This is a genomic window from Pseudomonas sp. FJ2-5-13 (assembly GCF_029201605.1).
Classification (GTDB): domain Bacteria; phylum Pseudomonadota; class Gammaproteobacteria; order Pseudomonadales; family Pseudomonadaceae; genus Aquipseudomonas; species Aquipseudomonas lactis.
Genome location: NZ_CP104045.1, coordinates 1,778,260 through 1,793,041 on the forward strand (window position 1 = coordinate 1,778,260; position 14,782 = coordinate 1,793,041).

The 14,782-nt window shown below is 58.3% G+C and carries 15 protein-coding genes; 8 read left to right on the top strand and 7 right to left on the bottom strand.

Annotated features, from left to right (window positions below):
* Positions 1-12 precede the first annotated feature (12 nt).
* Positions 13-231 carry a hypothetical protein gene (locus tag N2A98_RS08000; RefSeq protein ID WP_081339059.1) on the top strand — a complete coding sequence of 73 codons (219 nt, stop codon included), beginning with the start codon at positions 13-15 and terminating at the stop codon, positions 229-231.
* Positions 232-414: 183 nt separating this feature from the next.
* Here the strand turns inward: N2A98_RS08000 and N2A98_RS08005 are convergent, their stop codons facing one another.
* Entirely contained in the window at positions 415-1,602 is a 1,188-nt protein-coding gene (locus tag N2A98_RS08005; RefSeq protein WP_275623237.1) for an MFS transporter, read from the bottom strand.
* Positions 1,603-2,083: 481 nt separating this feature from the next.
* On the opposite strand from N2A98_RS08005, the gene mqo reads away from it, so the two are divergent.
* Positions 2,084-3,730: a malate dehydrogenase (quinone) gene (mqo, locus tag N2A98_RS08010; RefSeq protein WP_275623238.1), complete on the top strand. Its 1,647-nt coding sequence runs from the start codon at positions 2,084-2,086 to the stop codon at positions 3,728-3,730.
* A 60-nt stretch (positions 3,731-3,790) separates the two neighbouring features.
* Here mqo and N2A98_RS08015 read toward each other — a convergent pair whose 3' ends face one another.
* Positions 3,791-4,639, bottom strand: coding sequence for a LysR substrate-binding domain-containing protein (locus N2A98_RS08015; RefSeq protein ID WP_044272932.1), 849 nt, complete (start codon positions 4,637-4,639; stop codon positions 3,791-3,793).
* Positions 4,640-4,766: 127 nt separating this feature from the next.
* Between N2A98_RS08015 and N2A98_RS08020 the strand changes: the two genes are divergently transcribed.
* From N2A98_RS08020 to N2A98_RS08035, 4 genes are all read left to right on the top strand, one after another.
* The gene (locus N2A98_RS08020; protein ID WP_275623239.1) at positions 4,767-5,762 is read left to right on the top strand and encodes a hypothetical protein; all 996 of its coding nucleotides are present in this window, start codon (positions 4,767-4,769) and stop codon (positions 5,760-5,762) included.
* 14 nt (positions 5,763-5,776) lie between these two features.
* Positions 5,777-6,760, top strand: coding sequence for a 2OG-Fe(II) oxygenase family protein (locus N2A98_RS08025; protein WP_275623240.1), 984 nt, complete (start codon positions 5,777-5,779; stop codon positions 6,758-6,760).
* Positions 6,757-7,662 (top strand): DMT family transporter, encoded by a 906-nt coding sequence (locus N2A98_RS08030; RefSeq protein WP_044272936.1) that lies wholly within the window; start codon positions 6,757-6,759, stop codon positions 7,660-7,662. Before N2A98_RS08025 ends, N2A98_RS08030 begins: the two co-directional genes overlap by 4 nt.
* Positions 7,663-7,792: 130 nt before the next feature.
* Positions 7,793-8,122: a YXWGXW repeat-containing protein gene (locus tag N2A98_RS08035; protein WP_047710347.1), complete on the top strand. Its 330-nt coding sequence runs from the start codon at positions 7,793-7,795 to the stop codon at positions 8,120-8,122.
* 131 nt (positions 8,123-8,253) lie between these two features.
* On the opposite strand, the gene N2A98_RS08040 is transcribed toward N2A98_RS08035, so the two are convergent.
* The 4 genes from N2A98_RS08040 to N2A98_RS08055 form a co-directional block, all read right to left on the bottom strand.
* Positions 8,254-8,649, bottom strand: a complete 396-nt coding sequence (locus tag N2A98_RS08040) for a type II toxin-antitoxin system VapC family toxin (protein ID WP_153475128.1) — start codon at positions 8,647-8,649, stop codon at positions 8,254-8,256.
* Complete coding sequence (locus N2A98_RS08045; RefSeq protein WP_032892812.1) at positions 8,646-8,903, bottom strand: AbrB/MazE/SpoVT family DNA-binding domain-containing protein; 258 nt, start codon at positions 8,901-8,903, stop codon at positions 8,646-8,648. Before N2A98_RS08045 ends, N2A98_RS08040 begins: the two co-directional genes overlap by 4 nt.
* Before the next feature lie 176 nt (positions 8,904-9,079).
* Positions 9,080-10,453 carry a nucleotide 5'-monophosphate nucleosidase PpnN gene (gene ppnN, locus N2A98_RS08050; protein WP_032892811.1) on the bottom strand — a complete coding sequence of 458 codons (1,374 nt, stop codon included), beginning with the start codon at positions 10,451-10,453 and terminating at the stop codon, positions 9,080-9,082.
* Between the two features lie 148 nt (positions 10,454-10,601).
* Positions 10,602-11,426 (bottom strand): aspartyl/asparaginyl beta-hydroxylase domain-containing protein, encoded by an 825-nt coding sequence (locus N2A98_RS08055; protein ID WP_032900476.1) that lies wholly within the window; start codon positions 11,424-11,426, stop codon positions 10,602-10,604.
* Positions 11,427-11,702: 276 nt separating this feature from the next.
* Here N2A98_RS08055 and fabV point away from each other — a divergent pair, with 276 nt between their 5' ends.
* A complete protein-coding gene (gene fabV, locus N2A98_RS08060) occupies positions 11,703-12,896 on the top strand; it encodes an enoyl-ACP reductase FabV (protein WP_003189732.1) in 1,194 nt (397 codons plus the stop codon).
* Between the two features lie 258 nt (positions 12,897-13,154).
* The gene (locus N2A98_RS08065; protein ID WP_275623241.1) at positions 13,155-13,778 is read left to right on the top strand and encodes an HAD family phosphatase; all 624 of its coding nucleotides are present in this window, start codon (positions 13,155-13,157) and stop codon (positions 13,776-13,778) included.
* On the opposite strand, the gene N2A98_RS08070 is transcribed toward N2A98_RS08065, so the two are convergent.
* Positions 13,775-14,680 carry a LysR family transcriptional regulator gene (locus N2A98_RS08070; RefSeq protein ID WP_044272943.1) on the bottom strand — a complete coding sequence of 302 codons (906 nt, stop codon included), beginning with the start codon at positions 14,678-14,680 and terminating at the stop codon, positions 13,775-13,777. The two genes, N2A98_RS08065 and N2A98_RS08070, sit on opposite strands and share 4 nt — an antisense overlap.
* Positions 14,681-14,782: the final 102 nt, after the last annotated feature.

Genomic DNA, 14,782 nt, shown 5'->3' on the forward strand with positions numbered 1-14,782 from the left:
GGAACTGAAACCATGATCTCGAACCTTGTTAAAGTCGTGATGATCACCGGCACGTTGCTGTTAAGCGCTTGTTCATCTTCACCAGCCGTGAGCAGTGACCCGTGCTTTTCAGGCGGGTGCCAGGCATTTGGCGACCATAGCCCCAACAAAGCCGCGAAGATGAATTTTGGCGGTAGTGGACTGGGGAGTAGTTATGGGGAGTATGGTTCGGGGTTGTTGCATGATGATTGATGGGTGGTGGGGCAAGCACTAATGCCTGCCAGTTAAGTGTCATCGCTTTCTGTAGGAGCGAGCTTGCTCGCGAAAAATGTCAACGATAACGCGGGCTTCCTGAAGAAACGCGGCGTCTGTGGGTTTTTCGCGAGCAAGCTCGCTCCTACAGGAAGCCCTCCCACAGTTTGATCCAGTAGGGCGTTAGTGGCCGCCTTTCATGCGCCGGGCAATCATGTAGAGGCCCAGCCCCACCAGCGCTGTAGCAGCACCGATGTAGCCGGTACTGGTCCAACCCAACCCTGCCGTAATCGCCATCCCCCCAAACCACGGTCCCAGCGCATTCGCCAGGTTAAACGCCGCATGGTTGGACGCTGCCGCCAAGCTCGGCGCTTCATGGGCAATGTCCATCAACCGAATCTGCAACGGCGCCGCCAACGCGACCATGGTGCCCACCAACCCCATGCTCAGCAGCACGCCCCACAGCGACGCCGCGGCGAAGGGGAAGAACAACAACACCGCCATCGACCACACTAATATCAAACCCACCGCCCGAAACTGCATGCGATCAAACAGTTTGCCGCCGGCAATGTTGCCGATGATGCCGCCGACGCCAAACGCGGCGAGGCCGAAGGGGATCCATTGTGGCGAGACTTTGGTCACTTCCAGCATGGTCGGCGCCAGGTAGCTGAATACGCAGAACATCCCGGCAAAGCCAATCGCGCCGATGGACAGGGCCATCCACACCTGGGGTTTGGTGAAGGCGCGCAGTTCTTTGCGTGGGTCGCTACGTTGTTCGTCGTGGCGGTGGGGCACGAATTGCCAGACCAGGGCGATGGTGAGCAGGGCGATCACGCTGACCAGAGCGAAGGCCGAGCGCCAGCCCAGGTGTTGGCCGAGGAAGGTGGCGATGGGGTTGCCCAGCAGCATGGCCAGGGTGAGGCCCATCATCACGCGGGCCACGGCGCCGGCGCGTTTGTCGGTGGGTACCATGCTGGAGGCGACTACGGCGGCGATGCCGAAGTAGGCGCCGTGGGGCAGGCCGCTGATAAAGCGGAAGGCCACCAGCGAGCCGAAGGTGGGGGTGAAGGCGGTGGCGAAGTTGCCCAGGGCGTACAGGCCCATCAGCAACAGCAGCATGTGTTTGCGCAGCAGCTTGGCGCCGAGGATGGCCAGCAGCGGGGCGCCGACCATCACGCCCAGGGCGTAGGCGCTGATGGCGTGGCCCACCTGGGGTTCGCTCAGGCCCAGGTTCTGGGCGATGTCGGGCATCAGGCCCATGATGGCGAATTCGCCGGTGCCGATCGCGAAGGCGCCCACGGCCATGGCCGCTTCCATTTTGGCGGCGCTGCGCGCGGGCAGTACCTGCCCGGGTGTTTGCTGGATTGTCATGGGTAACTCTGTGTGGAGGGTGTGCACGAAGGACGTCGTCGATGCTACGCAAGCCGCGACGAAGGTGTCTAGAACCGTCATTTTCGGCAGAGTTCCACGCCTGTGACCGCAGGTCGCGGCTGCCAGGCTTGACAGGGGCGCATTAAAACCCGCGATTTAGGCCTGTCAATTGGCCAAACGGCGCATAAACGCTGTTTAGCGTGATATTCTGCGCGCCGTCTTGGGCTAGTCTTTCCCTGGTGCGTACACCCGTATACGTCCCAGCGGTTGGCTGTCGCCCAGGTAGCTGAAGCCAATAATGATAAGAAGTCAGCGCAGAAGGGACATAACAGTGAGGTCGATCCATCGGCCTTGTGTGCCCACCCTGCAGCCTTTATGTGACTGTGCAGACCCCGCGGTACGTTGCCTGACGTAGCGTGAACGAGGGTTACTCATGATCAGGGGCGGTAGGGCGGATGGCGTTTTATCATAGGTGCTACTGATGTTTAAAAAAGTAAACACTGCCCTGCTGGGGCTGGCTTTGTCGATGGGGATCACGTCCGTTCACGCGGAAGAGGCAAAGAAAGTCGATGTGCTGCTGATCGGCGGCGGCATCATGAGTGCAACCCTGGGTGTCTGGCTCAATGAGCTGGAACCGGACTGGTCCATGGAAATGGTCGAGCGCCTCGATGGCGTGGCCGAAGAAAGCTCCAACGGCTGGAACAACGCCGGTACCGGTCACTCGGCCCTGGCTGAGCTGAACTACACCCCGGAAGACAAGAACGGCAACGTTGAGATCCCGAAAGCGGTCGAGATCAACGAAGCGTTCCAGATCTCCCGTCAGTTCTGGTCCTGGCAGGTTCAGCAGGGCGTGTTGAAGAACCCTCGTTCGTTCATCAACTCCACTCCGCACATGAGCTTTGTGTGGGGCGATGACAACATCAAGTTCCTGAAAAAACGCTACGAAGCCCTGAAGGCCAGCCCGCTGTTCGCCGGTATGCAGTACTCCGAAGACCCGGCGCAGATCGCCAAATGGGTTCCGTTGATGATGGAAGGGCGTGACCCGAGCCAGAAAATCGCGGCCACCTGGAGCCCAATCGGTACCGACGTAAACTTCGGCGAGATCACCCGCCAGTTCGTCGCTCACCTGCAAACCACGCCGAAGTTTGACTTGAAACTGTCGAGCGAAGTGCAGGACATCACCAAGAACGCCGACGGTTCGTGGCGTGTGAGCTACAAAAACCTCAAAGACGGCACCAAGACTGAAACCGACGCCAAGTTCGTGTTCATCGGCGCCGGCGGCGGTGCCCTGCACTTGCTGCAGAAGTCGGGCATTCCTGAAGGCAAGGAATACGCAGGCTTCCCAGTCGGTGGTTCGTTCCTGGTGACCGAGAACCCGACCATCGCCGAGCAGCACCTGGCCAAGGCCTACGGTAAGGCCTCGGTAGGTTCGCCTCCGATGTCGGTTCCGCACCTGGACACCCGTGTGCTGGATGGCAAGCGCGTGATTCTGTTTGGCCCATTCGCGACCTTCTCGACCAAGTTCCTGAAGGAAGGCTCGTACCTGGACCTGCTGACCAGCACCACCACCCACAACATCTGGCCTATGACCAAAGTGGGTATTCGTGAATACCCACTGGTCGAGTACCTCGCCGGCCAACTGATGCTGTCCGATGACGACCGCTTCAAGGCGCTGCAAGAGTACTTCCCGAACGCCAAGCAGTCCGACTGGCGCCTGTGGCAAGCCGGTCAGCGTGTGCAGATCATCAAGCGTGACGAAGAGCAAGGCGGCGTGCTGAAGCTGGGTACCGAAGTGGTCAGCTCTGCCGACAACACCATCGCCGGCCTGTTGGGTGCATCGCCAGGTGCGTCCACCGCGGCTCCGATCATGCTGACCGTGCTGCAAAAGGTGTTCAAGGACAAAGTAGCCAGCCCGGCCTGGCAGGAAAAACTGCACCAGATCGTGCCAAGCTACGGCACCAAGCTGAACGACAGCCCTGAAGCGGTTGCCAAGGAATGGGCCTACACCGCCGGTATCCTGCAACTGACCCCGCCACCTGCGATCCCGCAGCTGGCTGCTCCACAGGCCACCGAGGCTGCCAAGCCTGCGGCTGAGCCAAGCAAGCCGGTTTCTGACCTGGCGCTGTAAGCCACACCCACGAAAAAGCCCGCTGAACCGGTGACGGTCAGCGGGCTTTTTTGTGTGTATTCAGAGGGTGAACCCCTTTTTGAGTTGTTCATGCAGATGAAGCGCCAAATGGTTTGCGCTATCGGACAACAAGTAGATGTGGTGGCGCGGCAATTCAGGTAGGCGAACGCCGGGGATATTTTGAGTCAACCCAACGGTTATTCGACTTTCTTCAATCAGGCCAACGGCCAATCCGCAGAACACTGCGGCTTCTACCGCAGTAGAACTGGCACTTTCCAGCAGGACTCGATAGTAGGCTCCATGCTCTTTCAGCGCTCGTATCGCTGAGGCTCGATAGGGGCAACCGGTCAATTGCACTGCGATGGGTAGCGGCGCCTGTTCGGGTGTTTTGAATTGGTCGGAAACAACCCATACAGGCTGTATCGAACCCAACTGTTCTCCTTGCTCCAACGGCTGAGCACTGACGATCAATGCCAAATCAATCTGTTCCCGGCTGAACATGGTGAACAGTTCGCCACTGGATCTGGCTTCTATTTCCAACTCAAGCAAGGGATTGTCAGCGATAAGCTGCGGCAGGAAGTCGCGCATGAAAGCCGGCGCATAAGAATCGGGAAGCCCCAGGCGAATCCTTCCTTGCATGCGCTGGGGGGTTAAGGAGGCCAGTAAGCGGTCGTGGCTCTTGAGAAAGTCGGTGGTTTCGCTGAGTAGTTTCTTGCCATACATCGTCAGCTCAACACCTTGGTTACTCCGGCTGAACAGGCGTTGGCCGACTAAGTCTTCCAGCTTTTGAATCTGCGTCGTAACGGTCGAAGCGCTCCGATGCACATGGCTCGCTGCTTCATTGAAGCGACGGAAGCGGGCGACCGCATGAAAGGTTCGCAGCAGATCGATATTGAGTTGCTTGCTCATGATTCTTCTTTTTGGGATTAGTTGTGCAGATTATTCAAATATACAAAATCATGCGCCCTGACTAGGCTTTGGCTCAAACAGGTGCGTATGTGCGTTGGCGCCTGACAATAAGAAAAGGAGCCCATGTATGGATATCAATGAGCTGGTAGCGTCTTCGCTAAAAGACAACCATGGATATGACGTCCCGATCTGGACGATTGAAAATGCCGAAAAGTACGCATCGACATCCACCGATATCAAGGACCGAGATCGACAGGTCAGTGAAGAAATCCTGGGCTTGATGACCTCGTTGAATCTGGAGGGTGTGAACCGAGTTGACCTCTGTGCGGCACCCTGTGGCAATGGTGCATTAAGTGAGATTTTACGCGCCGTAGCCAATGATTTGGTCGATCTGGTAGGTCAGGACCGTTTGCATTACGTCGAATTGGGACCAGAGCCGATCAAGACGTCCGCGCTGCTTCATCATCTGCTTGAGAACGGGGTACAAGCGGTCCATTACACGGCGGTCGATATCAACCGAGCCTCACATGACGTAATGCGTCGGGCGGTGGAACCACTGCTGGTGACCCCTGAGAAGTTTCGTTACCTGGCCACCGATTTTCGCGCGTTGTGCCGGGGCGATATTGAGTGTGGCCAGGATGTGACATTAGTCACAATGCTGGGGTTTCAGGAAGGCAACGAACTACCTGAAACGATCGGTCAAATCATTCGCCGGATCGGTGGGGCTCGGACCTACGTCTTGTCAGAAATGCAGCTGTCCATCCCCAATGATGATGAGCATATCCATCGCTTTTATCGGCATCACTGCATGACTCGCTTTTCTGAACTGGTGGGGTTGAAGCTCGGTTTTGACCAGGTGGGCAGCGAGCATGAGGTGATCGTTTCAGACATTGAAGTCGATGATGACTGGTATCGCGTAGCGGCGACCTTGCTTCCTGTTCTCAGTGGTCAAGATGAAGGTTATTTGTTGACCAATGTGTGCTTGAAGTATACCCGCCAGCAATTTAGCCGTGTGCGTCAAGACTACGGCGGATGTCGCGTCATAGGTGAGTTTTGCAGCGGCGACGGCAGCGTTCTCTACCAGTTATCGGAGTACCGAATGGATCACGGTATAGCCAATTGAGGGAGGAAGTCACGATGAAACAGCAAAGTGAGCTACCCGTATTCGCACAAGGGGCTGCACGCCTGAAGTCAGCCCTGCAAGCATCACTGGTTCCCGCATCCCGATGTAAGCATCCCGGGGCCCTGCTCGACACGTTGCAACACTGGAGTGACAGTTTTTTGCGCAGTGATGGCCCATGCCTCACAGGTCATCGCAGCTTAGCGAACCTGGGGTACATGAGATCGCCACTGGCGATGGCCCAGCCCGAGCAATTGACGGCCGTGGCCCAGGTCTCGGGGCTGTTCAGTGAGCAGGGCATCGCCGCGTTGAGGCGAGCGTGTTATCAGCTGGAGGCGGGGTCCAGCACCAGCGACTGGATTATCTCTAACCGTACCCGTGCGGCAACGCGGTCATCGACACTTATCCGGGAGATGATGGACAGTCGGGCGTTCCTGCTGGCGGTGTCAAAAATTGCAGGCGTGCCGCTGGTTCCGCACCCTTTCTTGCGCGCCCGTTCCCAGGTCAATTACTTCTACCCGCCCCAGGCTCAGCACGATAGGGCACAGATCGGGATGTGGCATACCGATGGAACCAGCTTTGTGCTGAACATAGTGCTGTCTGAGCCCAGCGAATATGAAGGTGGAGAGTTCGTTTATTTTGAGGGCCCTGTGGAGCGCTTTGATGTCGCAAGCCTCAATGACAACGTGCGAAGCTGTGGTGTGAAAGCCAGTGGCGATGCGGTGTATATCTACGGCAGTCGAGTGTTTCATGGCGTGCGCCCACTCACTCAAGGCCGGCGCATGTCGTTGGTGTTGTCGTTTCACTGTCCTTACAGTCAGGCGGATGTCAATAAGTTCTGGCACTTGGCATCCGACGATGGCGTGCTGCGTACCATCAAGCCGTGGTTCCAGCTCAAGCGTGACCTGGTGCGACCCGCCAGCGAGCAATATCGGCGTTTGGGGATTGACCCCATCACGTTTGGCGAACTCGTGCCGTTGCAGTTGCAGGGGGCACGATGACGGCTCGTATCGGCTACACGCGGTTGTTACTGCTTCAGGTTGTCTTTGTCCTGTCTTGGAGTTCCGGCTTTATAGGTGCCAAGTTAGGCGCGCAGAGTGCTGGAGCCTTCAACCTTTTGTTCTGGCGTTTTTTGTTGGTTTCGTTATGCCTGGCGCTGTTTTTGAACAGACGGTTGCTGAGGGTTTCCTGGCAGCAGATCCGTCATCACGCGGTTGTCGGGTTCCTGTCGCAGTTCCTGTATTTGAGTTGCCTCTACGTGGCGATCCAGAACGGTCTGCCGCCTGGCATCGCGGCGATCATTGCGGCGTTGCAGCCGTTGATGACCGCGGCATTGTCGACGGGCATGGCGTCCGAGCGCAGTGGAGGCTGGCAGTGGTTGGGCTTGATGATCGGCTTTGTCGGTGTGTCGATTGTAATTGCTGGGCAGTATGGCGGTGGCGGGCAGCGTGTCGGGCTGGTCATGTATCTGCTGCCTCTGGTGTCGGCACTTGGGTTAACGCTGGCGACCTTGTACGAGCGTCGCTCGGTGCAGAGCCAGGACAGCGGGTTGGTGTTGCCGCTGTTTATCCAGTCGCTGTTGACCTTGATAGGTTTTACCGCGGCCGTGATCTACACCGACACCCTGAGTATTCCCCATGACACCAACGTACTGATCTCGATTGTGTGGCTGACCGTATTCTCCACTTTCCTCGCCTACTTGAGCCTGTGGATGCTGCTGCGGGTGATGACTGCAACGCATGTGGCGGCGCTGGTGTACCTGGAGCCGCCGGTGACTCTGGTGTGGGCGGCGTTGATGTTTGGCGATGTGATTCATGCATCCACTTACGCGGGCGTTGCCGTAGTCGTGGCGGGGCTGGTACTGGTGCGCCTGAAGCGACCGACTGTCGCCTGTACTTCCTGAGGCTTGCAGGTTCAGCAATCTGACAGACACCGCCTGTTAAAAAGTACCCAGGGCCAAGCAGGAGCGCGGCTGTAACAAGGGGGGATTTTTACCAGTGCAGGTGTTGGGCGTTCGCGCCCGAGGGTTTTGTATGTTGCTACGTTATGCAGCATTGGCCGCCATGGTGGTGGCAGCGTCTGGGTGTGTACAAGAGCGTGTGGTGCATGAGCGCAGGCCGGTGCAACGTGAATATGTTGAGGTGGTGGCGCCGCAGCCGCCACCGGTGCAAGTGATCGAAGTCGAACCGGCGGTACGCGAGGGTTATATCTGGTCACGCGGTTATTGGCGTTGGGAAGGCGGGCGATATGTGGCGGTGCACGGCCATTGGGAGCCGGTGCGCCAGGGCTATCGTTATGTACACCCGCACTGGGTGCAGCGTAACGATGGCTACCATTGGCAGGTCGGTGGCTGGATACGCTGACCTAACGCTATCTCCAATTGTAGGAGCGAGCTTGCTCGCGAAAAACTCACAGGCACCGCGTGCAACCTGACTGCTCGCGTAATCGTTGCCGTTTTTCGCGAGCAAGCTCGCTCCTACACAAACAAAGCGGGCTAGCCGAGCCGTTTCATCCCCGCTGCCTTGGCCGCGTTCAGATCAAAGGTGGCGGTGTACTCGCAGCCCGCCGCATGACCACAGCGTTCAACCAGGCAGTCGGCAAAGTCGGCTTTGCCTGCGGTGAACTTGCGCAGTGCCTGCCAGATGATATCGGCGTGCTCGACGGTCAGCTCCCGCGTGTGCAACAAGGTTTCCAGCACCATTACCACGTCGCCTTTGGCCGACTGGTAACAGGATTGCAACACCCACACCAACTCCGTAAGCGTCACCAGGCTGACAAAGCCTGGCGAGGCGGCGGTGAGCGATTCGATCAGTTGGGATGCTTTAGCGGATTGAACCGGGTCGTCCTGGGTCACGTAACGCACCAGTACGTTGGTATCCAGGCCAATCATCCAGCTGTTGCTCCCTGGGCCGCGATGGCGCGGTTCATGTCTTCGATAGACACGGCATGGGCAGGCTTGCGGATCAGACCCTTGAGGTCCTTGACGGTTTTGCTTGCGGCAATCATGGAAAACTTGCCGTCTTCCATTTCGACGAATTCCACCCGGTCGCCTGTTTCCAGGCCCAGGGCCGTCCTGACCTGGACAGGGATGGTGATTTGCCCTTTTGAAGTGAGTGTGGCGGTGGCCATAGTGAAGATCTCCATCGTGATACTCCTTACCTTAGGGTAAGGAATGACAGAGGACAATATCCGTTGGTCCATAGGTCGCTCGCTGAGGTGGGTGAGTTGGAAGGAATAGTAAAACCCTAGTCCGAACTCTTGAACCTCACACGCCGAGCCATGCCCCAAACGGATACAAACTATGACCGACCGCCGCTAGCTCATTGCACCACGCGATAGCACGGTACATACGCCGCGCCGCCTGGCAACTTCATGCGGTGCTGGGCCACGAAGGCCTTCAGCAGCTCATCCAGCGGTTTCATGATGGCCGGGTCACCGTGAATCTCATACGGGCCGTTTTCTTCGATCAGGCGAATGCCCTTGTCCTTGACGTTACCCGCCACAATCCCGGAGAACGCCCGGCGCAGGTTGGCCGCCAGTTCATGGGCCGGCAACGCGTGGTTGAGTTGCAGGCTGGCCATGTTTTCGTGGGTGGGGTCGAATGGGCGCTGGAAGCCTTCGTCGATCTTCAGCAGCCAGTTGAAGTGGAACGCGTCGTTACGCTCGCGGCGGAACTGCTTTACCGCCTTGAGGCCGGTGGTCATCTGGCGGGCCACTTCAGCCGGGTCGTCGATGATGATCTGGTAATGCTTCTGCGCCGCTTCGCCCAGGGTGGCGCCGACGAACGCGTGCAATTGTTCCAGATAAGGCGCGGCATGTTTGGGCCCGGTGAGCACCACCGGGAACGGCAGGTCGCGGTTGTCCGGATGCATGAGGATGCCCAGCAGGTACAGGAACTCCTCGGCCGTGCCAGCGCCGCCGGGGAAGATGATGATACCGTGACCGACACGCACGAAGGCTTCCAGGCGTTTTTCGATGTCCGGCAAAATCACCAGCTCGTTGACGATGGGGTTCGGCGCTTCGGCGGCGATGATGCCTGGCTCGGTCAAGCCCAGGTAACGGCCATTGGTGATGCGCTGCTTGGCATGGGAAATGGTCGCGCCCTTCATCGGGCCTTTCATCACGCCGGGGCCGCAGCCGGTGCACACATCGAGGCTGCGCAGGCCCAGTTCGTGCCCGACTTTCTTGGTGTATTTGTATTCTTCGGTGTTGATCGAATGGCCGCCCCAGCACACCACTATCTTGGGCTCCACACCCGGGCGCAGCGTACGGGCGTTGCGCAGCAGGTGGAACACGTAGTCGGTGATGCCTTGGGAGTTGCTCAGGTCGATACGCTGGCTGTCCAGCTCGTTCTCGGTGTAGACGATGTCGCGCAGGGCGCTGAACAGCATTTCGCGGGTGCTGGCAATCATTTCGCCATCGACGAAGGCATCGGCGGGGGCGTTGAGCAGTTCCAGACGTACGCCGCGGTCCTGCTGGTGAATACGCACTTCAAAGTCTTTGTAGGCGTCGAGGATGGTCTTGGCGTTGTCGATATGCGCGCCGGTGTTGAGAATCGCCAGGGCGCATTGGCGGAACAGGGTGTAGATGCTGCCGGTACCGGCTTCGCTCAGTTGCTGCACTTCACGTTGGGACAGGGTTTCGAGGCTGCCCTTGGGGCTGACGGAGGCGTTGATGACTTGACGTTGGGGCATTCTGATTCCTTGAAAGCATAGCCACCGCGCCCGCTATGGGGCGATGGCTTGAGAATGGTGAGCGCCAATTAAGGTCGCACGAGACGGTTATTTACCTCAGGCGCAAGGCCCAGCGCAAATGCCGTCCAACACCATCATGCCGCAGAACTTACTGAATCAGCTTCCAGTTTTTGTAGAAAACCCGACGCAGGGTAAAGACCAGGCCGGCAAACCCTGCGATCACGGCGTTGAGCACCGAGGGCAGCAGGGTCGGGCGCACAATATCAATGAACAGGCAGTAGCGTTTGGCGTCGTTTTTGTTGAAGGACGCGTGCATCAGCGTGTCATCGAAGATAAACAGCGGGTCGTCGTGCCAGTAGTGCTTGTGCTTGCCCACCTGGATATACACGCCCTCATGGTGCGGTGCCGGCGCCATGTTGTAGAGCACACGGAACATCATGCGCAGGGGGCCGAAGTGGAACGACGTCGAGCGGTTCTCGTTGAACACCGAGACACCGATGGTCTTCACAAATGGCAGTTTTTTGCGCAGCTGCGGGATATCCAGCGTGGTTTCGATCGGGCGACCGTACCACTGGAAGAACAACATGCCGCGTTTCTTCTCGGCCATGCGCTCGTCCAGGTAGCTGATGATTTCATCCTTGCGAGCCATGGCGTCGTCGATCACCTGTTGCAGGTCTTCGCGCCAGGCCGGTGGCAGGTCGTTCATGGTGTAGACATGTCGGTTGCGGCTGCTGAGCAGGTCGAGCAGGGTGTTGAACGGTGCCAGCACCCAGGTATTACGGCCGTTGCCGATAAAATACTTCTTGATGGTGTCGCGGTCGTACAGGCCGTTACGCAGGAAGTCATAAACGCCGCAGCACACCACCAACAGCAGAAACACCAGGCAACTGCGCGGGAAACAGTAGATCAACAGCAGAACGCCGAGCACCCAGGCCAGGGACACCAGCTTTTTGCCGACAGCATTTTTGCTCATGAAACGAGGCTCCAAAGCCGAAATATATTGAAACAATATCGTCATCATAGGGGGTTATGAGGCTCGCAGGCGTTTTTAAATAGGATGAAATTGTGAAGCCGCTGCACAATTTGTAACCGTTGCCGTGCAGGCTCCGACGTTTTGTGGATTGAATTTTGAGAACAGAAGATTTGCGACTATCGTGACGCTTCGGTTTTTCAGGCGTCATAGACCGGTACGATTGAAGTTGAATGGCCACTATTGGCCTTCGGCACCTTGGAAGAGGCAGAAATTTTTATGATCATCAAACCGCGGGTTCGTGGCTTTATCTGTGTGACCGCTCACCCTGTTGGCTGTGAAGCGAACGTCAAAGAGCAGATCGACTACGTAACCAAAAACGGCGTCATCGAAGGCGGCCCTAAAAAGGTACTGGTCCTCGGTGCCTCCACCGGCTACGGCCTGGCCGCGCGCATCAGTGCTGCGTTTGGCTGCGGCGCCGACACCCTGGGCGTGTTTTTTGAGAAAGAAGGCGAAGAAGGCAAACTGAGCTCCGCCGGCTGGTACAACAGCGCGGCGTTCGAGAAGTTTGCTGTGGAAAAAGGCCTGTACGCCAAGAGCATCAACGGCGACGCGTTCTCCGACGAGATCAAGCGCCTGACCATCGAGACCATCAAGAAAGACCTGGGCAAGATCGACCTGGTGGTCTACAGCCTGGCCGCGCCACGCCGTACCGACCCGCAAGGCGTGGTGCATAATTCCACTCTCAAGCCAATCGGCAAGGCCGTGACCCTGCGCGGGATCAACACCGACAAGGGCGTAGTGGTCGACACCACGCTTGAGCCTGCAACCCAGGAAGAAATCGACGGTACCGTGAAGGTCATGGGCGGCGAAGACTGGCAGCTGTGGATCGACGCCCTGCGTGACGCCGATGTATTGGCCGAAGGCGCCAAGACCACCGCGTTCACCTACTTGGGTGAGAAGCTGACCCAGGACATCTATTGGAACGGCTCCATTGGCGAAGCCAAGAAAGACCTGGACAAGAAAGTTTTGACCCTGCGCGAAAACCTCGCTGCGCTCAAGGGCGACGCCCGCGTGTCGGTGCTCAAGGCCGTGGTCACCCAGGCCAGCTCGGCGATCCCGATCATGCCGCTGTACCTGTCGCTGCTGTTCAAGGTGATGAAAGAGCAGGGCACCCACGAAGGCTGCATCGAGCAGGTCTACGGCCTGTTCAAAGACAGCCTGTACGGCAGCCAGCCGAAGCTCGACGCCGATGGCCGCCTGCGTGCCGACCTGGCCGAGCTGGAACCGAAAGTCCAGGACGCCGTGGCCGCACTGTGGAACCAGGTGACCGACGACAACGTCAACGAGATCAGCGATTTTGCTGGTTACAAGGCTGAATTCCTGCGCTTGTTCGGCTTTGAAGTCGACGGCGTGGATTACGACGCGGATGTGAACCCGACCGTCAAAATCAACGGCCTGATCCAAGCTTAAAACGCGGTAAAAAATGTGGGAGCGGGCTTGCCCGCGAAGGCGGTGTGTCAGTCGCAGCATCTGAGGCTGTACTACCGCTTTCGCAGGCAAGCCAGCTCCCACATTTGATCTTCGTTGCTTTAAGCATTGCGTTCGCTCAATTAGGTCGTGCCTCCTCCCACCTGTCTTTTCAGACACTTCTTACGCCCCGCCGCGCGCCTCCCTCTTGTAGATCTGTCAGACTCCAGCTGCTATCAAGCCACGCTAACGGAGGATCTGATGACGATTCGTGCAGTAGTTTTTGATTTCGGCGGTGTCCTGTTCGACTGGAGCCCGCAGCACCTGTACCGCAAGCTGATTGCCGATGACGTCGAGCGCCAGTGGTTCCTCGACACCATCTGCACGCAAGACTGGAACACCGAGCAAGATGCCGGTCGCTCCCTGGCCGAAGCCACCCGCACCCTGATTGCCCAATACCCCGAAAACAAGGCCCTGATCCAGGCTTATTACGCGCGCTGGCCCGAAATGCTGCGGGCTGAATTACCCGAGGGCGTGGCGATTCTCGAAGCGTTGCACCAGGTTGATATGCCGCTGTTCGGGCTCACCAACTGGTCGGCTGAAACCTTCCCTTACGCCCGGGCCAACTACCCGTTTCTGAAGCGTTTTCGCAATATTCTGGTGTCCGGCGAGGTGAAGCTGATCAAGCCTGACCCGGCGATCTACCACGCCAGCCTCAGTCAAGTGCGGGAACACTTGCCAGACATCCAGGCCAGTGAAGTGGTGTTCATCGACGACGTCGCCGGCAATATCGAGGCCGCCATCGCGTTGGGCTGGCAGGGTATTCACCATGTATCGGCCGAGCGCACCGCCACGCGCTTGCGTGAGTTGGGCGTGGCGTTCTAGTGCGCCCATTTCTCCATCACAAAGTCGACGAACGCCCGCAGCTTGGGCAGGCGGTAGCGGTCCTGGCGATACATCAGGTGCATCGGGCGGCTGGGCAGTTTATAGGGGGTCAGCAAGGCCACCAGCTTGCCGCTCGCAAGGTCCGGTTGCACCAGGGCATCGGCCAGCATGGTGATGCCCATGCCGTTGATGGCGGCTTGGCGCAAGCCTTGGGAGCTGTTGATGGTCAATGAGCCAGCTACCGGCACCTGCACCTCACCTTCATCGCCTGTCATGCGCCAGAGTTTGTCGGTGTCGCGCCAGTTGTCGTTGGCGGGGTAGGCAAACGCCAGGCAGTCATGCTGCTGCAGGTCGGCCGGGGTTTGCGGCGTGCCGCGTCGCGCCAGGTAGGCAGGGGAGGCGCAAAGGGTGAGGGTGTAGGCCTGCAGGGGCCGGGCGATCAGGCTGGAGCTTTCCAGTTCGCCGAGACGGATCGCCACGTCAAAACCGCTGTCGACCAGGTCCATGCGTTCATTGCTCATCACCACGTACAGGTCGATAAGGGGGTAGCGCTGGGAAAACTCACTCAAGGCCGGCACCAGGCGTTCAGTGCCGAACACCGGCGGCGCGGTGATGCGCAGGCTGCCTTTGGGGGTTTCGCTGTGGACCTGCTCGGCCAGTAGCTCGGAGTCGGCCACCAGCCCCAGCACTTCCAGGCAGCGCTGATAATACTGCCCGCCAAATTCGGTGAGGTTCTGTTTGCGCGTGGTGCGTTTGAGCAGGCTGACGCCAAGCCGTTGCTCCAGCGCTCGCAGATGGTTGCCCACCATGGTGGTCGAGATCCCGCATTCCTGCGCGGCGGCGGTCATGCTGCCGGTTTCGACGACTTTCACGTACACCGACATTGCCTGGAACAGGTCCATTATCAATCCCTGGTTTAAAGTTATTGCAGCGATTCTACGTTTATCCAGCGAGGGTGGTTAACCATACTGGATCCACCCCAACGATGCACTGGAGCCGCCACC

Bases quoted from the DNA above. Each gene is read 5' to 3' on its own strand.
- N2A98_RS08000 (WP_081339059.1), top strand. From the start codon at position 13: ATGATCTCGAACCTTGTTAAAGTCGTGATGATCACCGGCACGTTGCTG.
- N2A98_RS08005 (WP_275623237.1), bottom strand. From the start codon at position 1,602: ATGACAATCCAGCAAACACCCGGGCAGGTACTGCCCGCGCGCAGCGCC.
- mqo (WP_275623238.1), top strand. From the start codon at position 2,084: ATGTTTAAAAAAGTAAACACTGCCCTGCTGGGGCTGGCTTTGTCGATG.
- N2A98_RS08015 (WP_044272932.1), bottom strand. From the start codon at position 4,639: ATGAGCAAGCAACTCAATATCGATCTGCTGCGAACCTTTCATGCGGTC.
- N2A98_RS08020 (WP_275623239.1), top strand. From the start codon at position 4,767: ATGGATATCAATGAGCTGGTAGCGTCTTCGCTAAAAGACAACCATGGA.
- N2A98_RS08025 (WP_275623240.1), top strand. From the start codon at position 5,777: ATGAAACAGCAAAGTGAGCTACCCGTATTCGCACAAGGGGCTGCACGC.
- N2A98_RS08030 (WP_044272936.1), top strand. From the start codon at position 6,757: ATGACGGCTCGTATCGGCTACACGCGGTTGTTACTGCTTCAGGTTGTC.
- N2A98_RS08035 (WP_047710347.1), top strand. From the start codon at position 7,793: ATGTTGCTACGTTATGCAGCATTGGCCGCCATGGTGGTGGCAGCGTCT.
- N2A98_RS08040 (WP_153475128.1), bottom strand. From the start codon at position 8,649: ATGATTGGCCTGGATACCAACGTACTGGTGCGTTACGTGACCCAGGAC.
- N2A98_RS08045 (WP_032892812.1), bottom strand. From the start codon at position 8,903: ATGGAGATCTTCACTATGGCCACCGCCACACTCACTTCAAAAGGGCAA.
- ppnN (WP_032892811.1), bottom strand. From the start codon at position 10,453: ATGCCCCAACGTCAAGTCATCAACGCCTCCGTCAGCCCCAAGGGCAGC.
- N2A98_RS08055 (WP_032900476.1), bottom strand. From the start codon at position 11,426: ATGAGCAAAAATGCTGTCGGCAAAAAGCTGGTGTCCCTGGCCTGGGTG.
- fabV (WP_003189732.1), top strand. From the start codon at position 11,703: ATGATCATCAAACCGCGGGTTCGTGGCTTTATCTGTGTGACCGCTCAC.
- N2A98_RS08065 (WP_275623241.1), top strand. From the start codon at position 13,155: ATGACGATTCGTGCAGTAGTTTTTGATTTCGGCGGTGTCCTGTTCGAC.
- N2A98_RS08070 (WP_044272943.1), bottom strand. From the start codon at position 14,680: ATGGACCTGTTCCAGGCAATGTCGGTGTACGTGAAAGTCGTCGAAACC.